Raw genomic sequence first — 14,626 nt, 5'->3', positions numbered from 1 at the left:
ATCACTTCATTTAAGAAACCGTTACGGTTTGTGTATTAAGAAATTCGAGCAAAATTACGGCATTCCTATCTAGCGTTTCGCCCTGCAGCATTTCTGCGTGTGTTCCGAAGCCTCTTTTCACACGATAAGCACCTGTTGTTGCCTCTTCCCATGATGCAAGCCATTCCGGCATGTCAAAATCAGTGCCTGAAGTCAGCAGATCAATATCTGCTTTCACTTGGCCTGTGCTGATCAGGCTGACGTAGTATGAGTAAAAGGCATGTGTTTTTTGCTTAAGTCCTTGTTTGACGGCTTCGCTGTTGAGCGCTTCATTGTCCCGGTTGACATTCATCAACGCTTCGACATCACTTTCAACCGTGCGTCCGTCCAGATCACTGACACCTTGTTTTTTATAGGAATCCACCATGATGATCCGCTGCACAATACGGCCTTGTTCCTCAAGCTTTTTGGCAGCTTCAAACGCCAGGCTGCATCCTGCTGAATATCCAAACAAAGTCAAAGGCCCTTCCGGCTGAAGCTTCTGGATCAAATCCGCATAGCGGTCAAGGCGATTTTCTTCCTCAATGAAGTCAAAGGCGCACAGCTTGTATGACGGCAAGCGGTTGGCCAGGTTTTGGTACATAAGGCCATAGCCCAAGACCGGCGGGAATGCGAAAATGATCTGCTCCTGATCCTGATTCATTATCGTTACATCCTGCAAGCCATCAGAGCCCCCGTTTTTCAAATACGCTGAAATACCGGCGATCGTCGGCGCTTCAAACAAAAGCTTCACTGGAAGATCAATCCCGAGCTCTTTCTTGATGCGGGACGCGGCGGTCATGGCCTTCAAGGAATGCCCTCCGAGCGCAAAGAAATCGTCATGAATGCCAATTTGCTTTCTGCCGAGAACCTCAGACCATATTTGTGCGATTGTTTCTTCCATCTCGTTCCGCGGTCCAATCCATTCTTCCGCCAGCTGATCCTGATCAGGTTTTGGGAGCAGCCGTTTATTGACTTTCCCGTTCGTCGTTAAAGGAAGCTCATCCAAGAAGGTAAAGGTTTGCGGCACCATGTAAGCAGGAAGCTGTTTTTTCAGGTGCGCCTTCACGTCTTCAGCTGAAAGCTGCGTTCGGTTCACGAGGTAGGCATTGATTGATGCATCGCCAGACTCATGGCAGTCCGCCACAACGACCGCATCTTTCACACCTGGGTATTCCTGCAGCTGCTTTTCGATTTCTTCAAGCTCAATCCGGTGTCCGCGTATTTTGACCTGGTCGTCAATACGGCCGGCGTATTCAATCGTTCCATCCGGCAGCCAGCGCGCTAAATCCCCTGTGCGGTAAAGCGTTTCTCCCGGCTTGAACGGGTTCTTAATAAACTTTTCCTTCGTGAGGTCAGCACGATTTACATACCCTTTTGACACGCCCATTCCGCTGATGCACAGTTCACCGATCGCCCCGAATGGCTGGAGCTGGCTTTGCTCGTTCAGAATATAAACACTGGCATTGCTGATCGGCTTTCCGATCGGCAATGAGGAGATGGAATCCGGTATATCATGCACGACGTGAGCTGTCGCAAACACTGTTCCCTCAGTCGGCCCGTAGCAGTTAATCAGCTTGCCCGGCCCCATGACCCGCAGCGCTTTTCTGACGTGAGGCACAGACGCGCGCTCTCCGCCGAATAACACGCAGCGAAGCCCCTTCATCCAATCCTCTCCCGCATCCGTGAGAAGATTAAATAGTGCGGTTGTCGCAAACATGACATTGACATTCTCTTGCAGGATCAGATCTGTGAGCCGTTCTGTATCAAGCAGCGTATGTTCATCTGCGATAATGAGCCGTGCCGCATTCAGCATAGAAGCATAGAAATCAAAGGTAAATGCGTCAAAGGCGTAATTCGAAACAGACAAGAACGTATCCTGATCAGAAAATGCCATGTAGTCTACATGCTTGACCAATCCTTGAATATTGGCATGAGTGGTGATATTGCCCTTTGGCTTTCCGGTTGTGCCGGACGTGTACATAATATATGCCGGATCATCGGGATCAATTACGGTGGCAGGATCGCTTTCCTTTTCCTCAAACCGTGTTTGATCATCGATGACGAGCGTTGTGCCTGTATACGGCAGCTGAGCCGCTTGTTCTTTCATCTCCTGATGTGTCAGCAGACAAGCTGCCGCACTGTCAGTCAGCATATACGAGACTCGGTCCTCTGGCAGCTTCGGGTCAACCGGCAGATAAGCCGCTCCCGCCTTTAATACACCGAGAATGCCGATCACCAGTTCAAGTGAGCGTTTCGTGTACAGCGCTACAACGGAGCCTTTGCCCGCACCGTGTTTTTGCAAACGGTGCGCAAGGCGGTTCGCTTCCTGATCTAATTCGCGATAAGACAGAGTCTGGCCGGAATACGTAAGCGCCGGTCCATTCGGATTGACATTCACCGCTTCCTTAAACCAATCGGTCAGAGGCTTTGTCTCATGAGTCTGAGCCGGCGGGTTTAAGCCGGTAAGCAAAAATTCTCTCTCCCTGTCGTCAACGAGGTTGATCGTGCTGACAGGCTGATCCGGATTCTGGATGAGCTGCTGAATTGCTGTGAGAAGCTGAGATTTCAAGCGAAGGATAAACGCCTCATCAAACACATTCTCATTATAAGCAAGCTTAATCAGCATTTCTTCACCTGGAGAAGCCATTAGGTTGAGATCATAATTCGACTTCTCAAAAACATGAACATCCACCATATCAAAGCCGTTTTCACTGCTTTCTTCATTTTTCGCATCCTGAAGCGGATAGTTCTCAAAAACAATGATGTGGTCAATCAGTTTCGGCTGATCGGCCTGGCTTTGGATGTCATAAAGCGGCACATATTGATGCGGCTCGGACTGCAGCGATTGCTCCTGCAGCTGCTTGAGCAAGCCGGTAAATGTGATATCCTTAGACAGCTTCACACGTCTCGGGACAACGTTGATAAACAGTCCAACCATATGTTCAACGCCTTTAATTTCCGCGGGACGCCCGGAAACGACTGTACCAAACGTTAAATCGCCAGACTGCTGATAGCGGCTGATCAATACGCTCCAGACTGCCTGCAGCGCCGTGCTTAAAGTGGTATGCTGCGATTTTGCAAGCTCGGCAAAGGCCTTTGTTTCCGCCTTCGGCAATGAAAAGAGCAGCTCTTTCGGCTCATAGCCGTCCTTTTGTTTCTTTCTTTGCTCCGCAAACGTCGTTTGTCCCTCAACATCCTTTAAGTACTCGCGCCAGTAATGCAGTGATGCGTGTTTATCCTGCTTTTCAAGCCACTTGATATAGTCTTTATACGGTTTGACTGGCGGCAGGCTGTACGGCTTTTGTTCGCGCAGAGCATTGTATACTTTAAATAGATCCTGGACGACGATGCCAAAGCACCATCCGTCCAAAATAATGTGGTGGTAGCTCCACACCCATTCAAAGCTTTCTTCAGCTTTTTTGAAAACAGCTGCCCGCATTGGAATATCCCGCGTCAAATCAAAGCCTCTGATCTTATCCTGTTCCTTGTATTCATTGATTTTGGCTGCTTGCTCGCTGTCTGTTGCATGTGTCAGATCGATTTCTTCTATATGAAACTGCCGTTTTTTCAATACGACTTGGACAGGCCTTTTTACTTTTTCGTGAATGAACACGGTACGAAATACATCGTACCGGTCCATGATCACATTCATGCTTTCTTCTAGGCATTTGATATTCAAGCTGCCTTTTACTTTCATCGTGATCTGTTCAAGGTAAAAGCTTTGGCCGGGATTCAGGATGGTATGAAACAGCATCCCTTCCTGCATCGGCGATAGGTAATACATATCTTGAACCTGATCCTTGCTAAATTGACTCATATGTTTCGCTCCCGCCTTCTGTAATTCCCTTGCGTTTTATTTTAAATTCTCCTCAAGCATGTCAAAGATATCTCCCATCTCATCCATCTCAAGGTTTTCGGCGCTGAAGTCGCTTGGCGTGAATTCCTTCTCTTCTTTTTCCGTGCAATGGCGGATCAGCATCAGAAGATTTTCTTTAAACCGTTCCATTCGCTCTTCAATCGTAGCTCTTTCAAACTCCTTCTCATTGTAGGAGCAGGAAAGCACAAACCGGCCGTTTCTGATCATGCCGCTGAAGCTTAATGCGTACAGCGCCTCTGATTCTCCGCTTACTTGGCGCCCCATATCGAAAGCGGACGGTTCAAAGAAATCGGTTTTGACTTCACTGTCGAATTGGCCCAAATAGTTGAAGCTGATCTCCGGTGTGAAGCCCTTTGTTTCCGATGTTTCTGTGAAATAACGAAGAATGCCGTAGCCAACACCTTTATCCGGAATGCGGCGCAGGTTTTCTTTGACTGTTTTGATCACAGCTGAGACATCTGCTTCAGACATGTCGATCACAACTGGGTATTGTGCCGTAAACCAGCCGACCGTTCTGGAGATATTCACATTCGGGATGATGTCCTCCCGGCCGTGTCCCTCAAGGTTAATGCCGATTTTGGCACTGGCTGTCCATTCTTTCATTGTCAAACCAAGCGCGCTGAGTAGAATATCGTTGATTTCAGTTCCATATGGCTGATGAACATCTGTTAAAAGATGCTTCGTGTCTTCTTCCGTTAATTCACATAGGACGGATGATGTATCCTTGACGATCCGCTGCTCTGTTTTACAATCCTTCGGTAAAGGAGAAACCTGCTCAGCGGCAATTTGCGACCAGTATTCAGCCTGCTGTAAAAGATGCGCTGATTGGCTGAATGCTGCCAGTTCTTCCGCCCAGTCCTTGAAGGAGTTTGTTTTTTGCGGGAAGACAAGGCTCTCTTCTTTCTCAGCCTGCATGTAGCCTGAAGCAAAATCTTCAAGCAAAATCCGCCATGACACACCGTCGACCACGAGATGGTGTACAGCGATGAGCAGGTGATCCCCAGCTTCCGTGCGGTATTGCTCCGCCTTTAGAAGGGGCCCGTTTTGCAGGTCGATACTGCTTTGCAGCCTGTTCGCCAGAATCTTAATCTGGTTTTTCAGCATCTCTTCATCAGAGCCGTATAGATCCACGATTTCGAAGCTGACCTTGCTCTCACCGATCGGTTGATACGCCTGAATGATGTCCCCGTTTTCCTCACGGTAAACCATACGGAGCGCGTCATGATGCTCGATCAGCGCCTGCAATGTTTTCTCCACCCGTTCAGGATCAAAGCCCTTCTTGGCGTGAAGCATCACCGATTGGTTCCAGTGGTGTTGGTTCGTGAAGTTCTTTTCAAAGAACCAGCGCTGGATCGGCGTCAGGATGACTTCGCCCTCCACCGGGCCTTGGTCTGCCTGTTTGCCTTCGGCACGCTCTACGTATTGGGTCAGCTCCTCGATCGTCGGGTGCTGGAAGAGATCTTTCATTTCCAGCTTCCAGCCGTGCTGGTTCAAGCGGCTCGCCATCTGAATTCCTTTGATGGAATCTCCGCCAAGCGAGAAGAAATTATCGGTGACACCGACTTCAGCCATTCCAAGCACGTCCTGCCAGATGCCGGCAAGCAGCTCTTCCATGTCGGTCGTCGGCGCTTTGTATTCTCCGCTTCCCGCTTCGATGTCCGGCTCAGGCAAGGCTTTGCGGTCCACTTTGCCGTTTGCCGTAACCGGAAGCTCGCTCAGCGTCACCCAGAACGCCGGGATCATGTAATCAGGCAGGGTTTCCTTCAGTGCTGATTTCAGTGCTTCTATGTCAGCTGATTCCGGTGTGACATACGCCGCGATCGCTGTATTGCCGCCTTTATCCTTCACGGCTGTCACTGCCGCATCCTGCACCTCAGAAAGCTGCGCGAGCTGGACTTCAATTTCTGAAAGCTCGATTCGGTAGCCGCGGACCTTGACCTGCTGGTCGATCCGGCCGATGTATTCGATGCCGCCGTTCACCCACTTCACCAAATCGCCGGTGCGGTACATGCGTTCACCCGGCACAAACGGATCAGCGACAAACCGCTTCGCGGTTTCGTCTTCTCGATTCAGATAGCCTCGCGCCAGTCCGCGTCCCGCCACGCAAAGCTCTCCGGCTACGCCTTCCGGCTGTACCTGATTGCCCTCGCCAAGAATGTACACTCTCGTATTGGCGATCGCCTGTCCGATGGAAAGCGAGCCTTCCTCCGGATGGATTTCCGTGCTTGTGGCAACGACCGTGTTTTCTGTCGGCCCGTAGTTGTTGACGAGCTTGTACGGCTTTTTCACGGCACGCTTCAGCTTGTCTCCTCCAGTCAAGAGGACGCGAAGTGATGTGTTCTCAAGCTCCATGAACTGTTCCGCCAGCTGTGTCGGCAGGAACGTAATCGTTACGCCGTTCGTTTCGAAATAATCGTTCAGGCGGACAATATCGAGGCGGATCGCTTCATCAATGACGTGAAGCTCAGCGCCAATCGTCCAGGTCGGGAACATCTCCCAAATGGAGGCGTCAAATCCGAAGCCCGCGTACTTCGCACTGCGGTCCTCCGCTGTCATGCTGAACGCATCGTGATGCCAGAAGCACAGGTTCACAAGCGCATGGTGCTCGACCATGACACCCTTCGGCTGTCCGGTCGTTCCAGATGTGTAAATCATGTACGCCAAGTTCTCCGAGGTTACAGCGGTTTCTGGATTTTCCTCGTCGTTTTCATCAAGCGGCAGGCTTAGAATCGTGCGGCTTCCGTCGAGAAGGATGACATCCCCCGTATAGCTGTCCGGCACTGAAATGCCCTCTTGCTTCAAGAGAAGCTTCGCGCCGCTGTCCTGTAAAATATACTCAATCCGCTGATCCGGGTAGTCAGGATCAATCGGCACAAATGCCGCTCCCGCCTTTAAGACGCCGAGCACAGCGGCCGACATTTCAAGCGACGGCTTCGTAAGAACGCCGACGCGGTCATCCGGGCTGATGCCGCAGTCGATCAGAATCCGCGCGAGACGGTTTGCCTTCGCATTCAGCTCGCCGTACGTCCAAGATCGGCCGTTGTATGTGACAGCAGGGCGGTCTTTGTGGCGCTGAACAGTCTCTTCGAATAGCTGATGAACCGTTTTGTCTGTCGGCACAGGCAGCGTTTTGCCCTTCCATGCCTCAAGAAGCGCTTGTTTTTCTGTTTCAGTGACGAGTGATAGGCTGGAAAGCGGCTGGTTCGGGTTTTCCGCAACAGCCTTTAGTAACCTCAGAACGTATTCGCTCCATTTTTCAGCCGTTTCTTTTGTGAACAGATCTGTCGCATATTCGAGCTGCAAGCCAATGCCGTTTTCATCAGTAAACCCGCCCAATGTCAGATCAAACTTAGAGGTTCCCTGATGAGCCTCATAAGGTGAAATGCCCAGATTTGGCAATGTAAGCTGTTCTTTATCGGGGTTTTCTGTCGTCACCATCACATTAAATACTGGATTTCGGCTCATATCCCGAGGGAGATCAAGCTGATTAACCAGATCTTCAAATGGATACTCCTGATGCTCCAGCGCTGACAGGTTCGTCTGCTTCGCTTGCTCCAGAAGCTCCGCAAATGTCTGCTGTTCTTTCGCTTCCATTCTTAAAGCAAGGGTATTGACGAACATTCCCGGCATGTCTTGGACATCGGCATTCGTCCGGCCCGCAGTAACGGAGCCGATGACGATATCCCGCTGTCCGGAAATTTTGCTTAAAAAGACGTGGAAAACCGCGTGAAGCACCATGTGCAAGGTCGCTCCGGTTTCCGCGAGCAGCTTTTCGACCGCCTTTGCCGTCTCACTTCCCGTACGGAAACGAAGCGTATCTCCTTTAAAGCTTTGCACAGGCGGACGGGCGTAATCGAGCGGGAGATCAAGCTCTGGCAGCTCGCCTGAAAGAACCGACAGCCAGTACGCCTCATGCTCCTTCATCCGTTCTTTTTGCTCAGCTTCATGTTGCCAAACGGCGAAATCTTTATAATGAAGCGACGGCTCCGGAAGCTGCTCTCCTTTGTAAAGCAGCGCCAATTCTTTTACAAAGATGCCTCTTGAGACGCCGTCTGCGATGATGTGATGCATATCTAAAAGCAACAAATGTTTCTTCGCTTCTATTCGAAGCAAAGCGGCGCGAATGAGCGGTGCGTCGGTTAAGTCAAATGGCTGGATAAATTCCTTAATCTTTTGGTCCGCTTCGTCTTCTTCCGCTTCAAACAGATGAAGATCAACCTCCGCCTCCTCAATAATGCGCTGAACAGGCTCACCATTAGCTTCCATAAATGACGTCCGCAATGATTCGTGCCGGTTCACAAGCTGATTGAGCGAGTCGCGCAGGCGCGACACATCAAGCTCTCCTTCCATTAAAAGAACAGATGGCATGTTGTAGCTTATCGTCTGGCGGTCAAGCTGATTGAGCACATACATCCGTTTCTGCGCGGATGACAATGGATACATAGCCTGCTTGTCAGCCGGCTTGAGGACTTGGTGGCCGCCTGAAACAGCAGATACCTCCATATAAGCCGCCAGCTGGCGAATAGTCGGCTGCTCGAACAGTGCTTTAAGCGGTACGCTTTTCTCCAATTCTGCCTGAATGTTGGCAATCAGCATCATTCCTTTTAATGAATGGCCGCCTAAATCGAAAAAATTGTCGTCAATGCCGATGGCTTCTATGCCAAGCGTTTTCCGCCATATGCGGCATAAGCTTTCTTCAAGCGCTGTTTCCGGTGCCGCCAAGGCCTTGCCAGAAGATTGTGCCGCATTCGGCTTCGGCAAAGCGTTTCTGTCGGTTTTCCCGTTTGCCGTCAGCGGAATTGCGTCAACCTGCACAAAGAAAGCAGGAATCATATGAGACGGCAGTGTTTGTGAAAGCTGGTTCCGGAGCTCTGCTTTTTCGATGGCCTGATCTGACGTATAATACGCGCAAAGCTCTTGAAGGCCGCCCTCGGAAACCGCTAGCACAACCGCTTCTTGAATTCCGCTGAGGCTGAGCATGACCGTTTCAATTTCTTTCGGCTCAATGCGGTAGCCGCGAATTTTCACCTGATCATCAGCCCGGCCGATAAATTCAAACGTACCGTCAGAAAGTCTCCGTACGACATCTCCGGTTTTGTACATGAGGCTGCCCGGCGAATATGGATTCTCCACAAATCTCTCGGCTGTCAGCTGAGGCCTGTTGAGATATCCTCTCGCAAGCCCCTGTCCCGTAATATAAAGCTGTCCGCTCGCTCCCGGCGGCACAAGCTTCAATGCTTCATTTAAGACAAGCGCGCCGGCATTCGCAATCGGTTTTCCGATTGTCGGGCGTTTCGCAAATGCATCCGGCTCAGACAGATCAATCCGTCCGGCTATGGCGCCGATCGTTGCTTCTGTCGGGCCGTAGTGATTGATAAATTCGGTATGTCCATACATCCTGCGAAAGGCAAGAACATCAGACGGGATGATTTTTTCTCCTCCCAAGACGATCAAGCGCAGGGATTCAAACTTCGTCTCTTTTGCAAAACTGGATGTGTTCACCATTGTATGGAACAGAGACGGGGTCAGTTTGATATATGTGATCCCATGCTCCTTGATATAGTGCGCTATTTCATCCGGCGCCGTATAGGTTTCCTTCTGTACGATATGGAGCTCGCCCCCGCCCAGAAGCACGGGGAACACGCTCGTATAGCCTAGGTCAAATGCGTAAGAGGATAGCAATACAGTCTTATCCTTTTCCGTCAGGCTCGCCTCTTCACTAAACCAAGAGACATAGTTTGTCAGATTGCGATGCTCGATCTGCACGCCCTTCGGCTTTCCGGTCGTACCGGACGTATAAATGACATATGCAAGATTGCGAGACCCTGAAATGGATGCTGGGCGCTCCTTGCTTTCATTTCTCCATTTACCTTCATCAAGGTTGACGATTGCCCCTTCATATTGCCCAATAGCCGTCATGTTTCTTTCATTGACGATCGCAATTTTTGCTCCGCTGTCCTCTAATGAATAACGGATTCGTTCTTCGGGTGTATCAGGATCAATGGGAAGGAAAGCTGCCCCCGCCTTCATGACACCGAGAATGGATACCATCACCTCAGCTGACCGGTCCATAACAATCGCAACGATATCTTCACTTCCTGCCCCTTGGGCACGAAGATGGTGCGCCAGCTGGTTCGCCTGTTCATCAAGCTCGCGATAGGTCAGCAGATTTCCGCCAGCCTTCACGGCAGGATGGTCAGGTGTTTGCTGGGCCTGTTTTTCAAAAAGAGCTGCAAAGGTGGCTTCTGTTATTTGAGTCATATGTCTTTCTTCCAGCAAAGCAGCCGTTTCTGCAGATGAAAGCATATCTACTTCAGACAGCCGAACGTTCGGATTAGCCGCGGCCGCTTTGATGATATTGACAAAGTGGCTGCTCAAGCGGCGGATCGTCTCGTCCTTAAACAGAGCAGTCGCATAGTCAAAGCTTAGGCCGATATCGTCTTCACGCTCGACCGCTTCCAAGGAGAGGTCAAATTTCGCCACATGATGAAGCATGGAATACGAGGAAATCTTCAAATCTCCTAATCTTAAAGAAGGAATCTCCATATTCTGCATGTTGAACATCACGCTGAACAGCGGACTTCTGCTTGTATCCCTTGTAAGGGGAAGCTTTTCAATCAGCTCCTCAAGCGGATAGCTCTGGTGCTCGAAGGCTTGAAGGCTGGCTGTTTTGACCTCCTCAAGGAATTGCGCGAAGGTTTTATCCCCCGCTGGTGCCGTTCTGAGTGCTACCGTGTTGACAAACATCCCCGGCACACCTTGCAGATCAGGATGTGTTCTGCCAGCTGTCGGCGAGCCGACAATGATATCATCCTGCGACGCGTACTTAGAAAGGAGTACATTGAATGCCGCCAGCAAAAACATGTACATTGTCGTATCCGTTTCTGCCAAGAGTGACTTGATTTGAGCAGTCATCTGTTGATCAAGCCCGAACATCACGCGCTCTCCCGCAAAGCTCCGCTCAGCAGGCCGCTCGAAATCCGCGGGAAGATCCAGTATTGGCAGCTCGCCTTTAAAGACATCGAGCCAGTATGCCTCATCCTTTTGATAATCAGCGTGTTCTTTGTGCCAAACTGCGTAATCTTTATAGTGAATTTGCGGCAGCTCCAGATCCGCGCCTTGATACATTTTGGCAAGATCACCGATCAGAATGCCTGTTGAACTGCCGTCAGTGATAATATGATGCATATCAATGAGCAGCAGGTGGCGATTTTCTTCCAGCTGGACAAGCTTCGAACGGACGAGCGGCGCACGATGTAATTCAAACGGCTGAACGAACGCTCTGATCATTTCCTCCGCGTCCTCTTCCCGTCCCTTGGCAGCCTCCAGCTGGAACGATATGTTTTTATGAACGGTTTGTACAACCTCTCCGTCGATCATGTCAAACGATGTACGGAGGATTTCGTGCCGGTTGATTAATTGCTGCATCGCGTTTTCAAGTCGGTCTTTATCTACTTCTCCCTCCAGCAAAAGTACAGCGGGGACGTTGTAGCTTGTGTTTGCTTGTCCAAGCTGATTGAGGATATACATTCTCCGCTGGGCCGGGGATACAGGATAATGCTGCTGATAAGGTGCTTGCCTGATCGGTTCAAACGTCTGCTCCTCCTTGCTTTCGTTCTCGTCCAAATACAGCGCCAATTCTTGAATGGTCGGCTTTTCAAAAAGCACTTTAATCGGTACTTCCTTATGGAAATGCTCTTGGATTTTTGCCGTCATCATCATCGCTTTCAAAGAATGGCCGCCGATCATAAAGAAGTTATCGGTAACGCCTGCTTTGACACCGAGTATTCCTTCCCAGATCTCCGCTAATTTCTTTTCACTCTCTGTTTCTGGTGCTGCGTATTCCGGCTGCACGGCTTCTGATTGCGGCGCGGGCAGTTCTTTTTTGTTGATTTTCCCGTTTGGCGTGAGCGGCAGACTGTCCATTTGAATCAGGTGGGCAGGGACCATATAATCAGGCAAAGACTGAGATAGCGTTTTTCTCAGCTCGCTCACAGTCACTTCACAGTCCGCCGTAAAGTACGCGCAAATTTCATTTTCATCCGCTTTGTTTTTGCGGATGATCACCGCAGCCTCTGTCACATGCTCAGCCATGTTCAGTTTTGTTTCAATTTCGCCAAGCTCAATTCGGAAGCCGCGCACCTTCACTTGGTTGTCGATTCTGCCTAAAAATTCGATATTGCCGTCCGGCAGCCATCTTGCCAAGTCGCCAGTGCGATAAATCCTTTCACCCGGTCTGAACGGGTCTTCGAGAAATTGCTTCTCCGTCAGCTCAGGGAGATTGACATAGCCACGCGCCACACCGATTCCGCCGACGCAAAGCTCGCCGGGTGCGCCGATCGGCTGCAGGCGTGCCTGCTCATCCATGATGTAGGCAGTGGAATTTCCGATCGGCTTCCCGATTGGGATAGAGCCGCCATACTCGCGGTCGATCAGAAAACTTGTTGAAAACGTCGTGTTTTCTGTCGGGCCGTATCCGTTCCACAATGAAAGCGACGGCGATGCCTGTTTGACTTTGCTGACAATATGCGGAACGAGTGCGTCTCCCCCGATGATTAAATGACGCAGTGTGCTGAACATACCCGCATCCTTTGCGGCAAGCTGGTTGAATAAAGGTGATGTCAGCCACATCGTCGAGATTCTTTGCTCGCGCAGGAATGCAGCAAATTGTTTCGCATCAAGCAGCGTCTCTTTTTTGACCGGATAAAGCGCTGCGCCATTTAGCAGTGCGCCGAACACTTCAAACGTTCCGGCATCAAAGCTGACCGCTCCTGTTTGCGCCATACGGTCCTCTTCAGTAACAGGAACGTACCCGGCATTTTTGACGAGGCGCAGAATGCTTTTATGTTCGATCATGACGCCTTTTGGTTTGCCCGTTGAACCGGATGTGTACATGATGTATGCCAAGTCGGACGGGGCGGATGGCAGGTTGAGATTGTCAGCCGCTTCGCTCTCATCCAAGCCTATGTCCAGTGTAAGGACCGGCACCTGCAGCTGATGTGCCTGCTCTGTATAAGAAATTCCGTTCAAGACCATTCGAACGGAGCTGTCCTCTGCCATGAACCGAAGACGGTCCCCAGGAAGCGCTGGATCAAGCGGAACATATGCGGCGCCTGCTTTTAACACAGCCAGCATGCCGACAACGGTTTCTATTGAGCGGTCGTTCATAATCGCGACTGTTTCCCCTTTTTGAAGGCCTTGCTCAATCAGCTTTCTCGCCAGACGATTGGCCGCGGCATTCAGCTCGCGATATGTCAGCTCGGTTCCTTCATATACAACGGCAGTACTCGCCGGCGTCCGTTTCGCTTGTTCTTCAAACACTTGATGAACAGCCATTCCTTCCGGGAGTTCGGCTTTCGTGCTGTTAAACACCTCGACAATTTGCTGCTGCTCTTCGGCTCCCACAAGCCCGCACTCACGCACAAACGCGGCCGGCTGATCGACAGCTGCTTCCATCATGCGGGTAAGGTGCTCCGCTGTCCGTTCGATAAAAGCGGAATCAAAGGCGGCGCCGTTATATTTGATTTTGACGGTCCACGTTTTGCCCGGATACACAATCAGGTTGAAATCGAAGCTCGTTTGTTCAAATGCGCTTTCTACCTTGATCGAGAACCCGAGACGGTCTTCCATGCTGCCATTTTCAAGCTCCTGATCAAGCGGATAATTTTCAAACGCGACCAGATGGTTTAAGAGATTGCCATCAAGGGCTGAGCGTTTTTGAATCTCATAGAGCGGCACGTAATCGTAACGCTCCGCCTCTACTGCATGCCGCTGAACAGCTGTGAAAATATCAGCGAAAGCAGCATCTCGTTCAACGTTTACCCGCACTGGAATGGTGTTGATAAACAGCCCCGCCATCGTTTCAATTCCGTTGATTTCAGACGGCCTTCCCGAGACGACCGTTCCGAAGACCACATCATCCGTAAAGTTGTATTTGCTGAGAACAATGCCCCAAACGGCCTGAAATAGGTTAGGCCCTGTCACTTGATGGCGGTTTGCGGCTTGCTGAATACGGGCAACCAGTGTTTCGTCCCATGTAAATGAATATTCTTTATTGACGTATTCGTCTTTTTTCACAGGCAGGCGGCCCGGGAGCACACTTGGCTGTTCAAAACCCGCCAAGCGCTCGCTCCAGTAGATCTCGGCTTCTTCATTGTCCTGTTTTCCAAGCCACTTGATGTAATCGGAATAAGGCTTGCCCTGACCGTTTGCCGGTGTCCTGCCAGCTCTGAGCGCTTCATAGTTTTGGAACAGGCTTTTCATGAGGACGCCCATGCTCCAGCCGTCCATCATAATATGATGATTGCTCCAGACGAGGTACAGCTGATCTTCATCAAGGCGGAAAACTGCCACCTTGAACAAAATGTCTTTTGCCAGGTTAAAGCCTTGTCGCTGAACGTCTTGTTTGTAACGCTCAATGTGCTCTTTCTGGCGGCTCGCGTCTGCATGACTGATATCCTCATAATGCACCTTTGTTTTGCGTTCCGCTAATACGACCTGACGCGGTTTTTGCAGCTGCTGATGCACAAATACCGTACGGAGAATATCGTATGACCGAATCAGTTCATTGACGCTTTTCTCAAAGATTTCAAGATCAAAAGCGCCGTGAATCCCAAGCTCTAATTGTGTGAAGTATGAGGAAGAATGCGGATCAAGCATCGCATGATACAGCATTCCCTCCTGCATTGGTGTCAGTGCGTACACCTTTTGAATCGATTTTTTGCTCAT

2 protein-coding genes are annotated in these 14,626 nt (G+C 50.4%); both read right to left on the bottom strand.

The genetic code is table 11. From position 1 onward, the window contains the following. Positions 1-10: 10 nt before the first annotated feature. Positions 11-3,838 carry a surfactin non-ribosomal peptide synthetase SrfAC gene (gene srfAC / locus BFW96_RS14745; RefSeq protein ID WP_069839833.1) on the bottom strand — a complete coding sequence of 1,276 codons (3,828 nt, stop codon included), beginning with the start codon at positions 3,836-3,838 and terminating at the stop codon, positions 11-13. Between the two features lie 36 nt (positions 3,839-3,874). Then, positions 3,875-14,626 carry a surfactin non-ribosomal peptide synthetase SrfAB gene (gene srfAB, locus BFW96_RS21955; protein ID WP_069839832.1) on the bottom strand — a complete coding sequence of 3,584 codons (10,752 nt, stop codon included), beginning with the start codon at positions 14,624-14,626 and terminating at the stop codon, positions 3,875-3,877.

The organism is Bacillus sp. F56, from assembly GCF_001748205.1.
Taxonomy (GTDB): domain Bacteria; phylum Bacillota; class Bacilli; order Bacillales; family Bacillaceae; genus Bacillus; species Bacillus stercoris.
This window is presented reverse-complemented; position numbering and strand designations above follow the sequence as displayed.